Raw genomic sequence first — 482 nt, 5'->3', positions numbered from 1 at the left:
GGTGGCCGGATCCGGCCACCGTGTTGATGACGGCGCTGGGGCCGGGCTCCCGGTTGTGGGAGCGCGCCCAGGGGCATCCGGACACGCTCACCGTGCGGCTCGGGTCGGCCGACCAACTGGCGGCGGACGGCGGGTTGCTGGCCGCCGCGCCCGTGACCGTCGATCTGCGGCAGTGCGGTTCGCTGGGGCTGGCGGGGCCGCGGGCGCGGGTGGCGGGGCTCGCCCGGTCCGTCGTGGCGCAACTCGCGGCGCTGCACTCACCGGCCGCGCTGGAGATCGTGCTGATCAGCGGCGAGGAGCGGCTGGCGGAGTGGTCGTGGCTCGGCTGGCTGCCGCAGGTCCAGCCGTTGCGCGGGCAGGACTGCCGGTTGCTGCTCGCGTACGACGGGGAGCAGGCCACGGCCCGTACGGACGAGTTGACCCGGCGGCTGGAGGACGGGCCGCTGGGCCCCGGCTGGGCGAGCGCCTCCCCCGCCGCCGCG

Annotated in this window: 1 pseudogene; it reads left to right on the top strand. The window is 77.4% G+C overall.

Annotation, left to right across the window (positions count from 1 at the left end):
• Positions 1-482 (top strand): annotated as a pseudogene (locus KN815_RS49665) (cell division protein FtsK); the annotation flags it as partial.

Origin of the sequence: Streptomyces niphimycinicus, assembly GCF_018883605.1 — a bacterium.
In the GTDB taxonomy this organism is placed as follows: Bacteria; Actinomycetota; Actinomycetes; order Streptomycetales; family Streptomycetaceae; genus Streptomyces; species Streptomyces niphimycinicus.
Note: the sequence above shows the minus strand (reverse complement) of the source record. Positions and strands in the feature narration are given on the sequence as shown.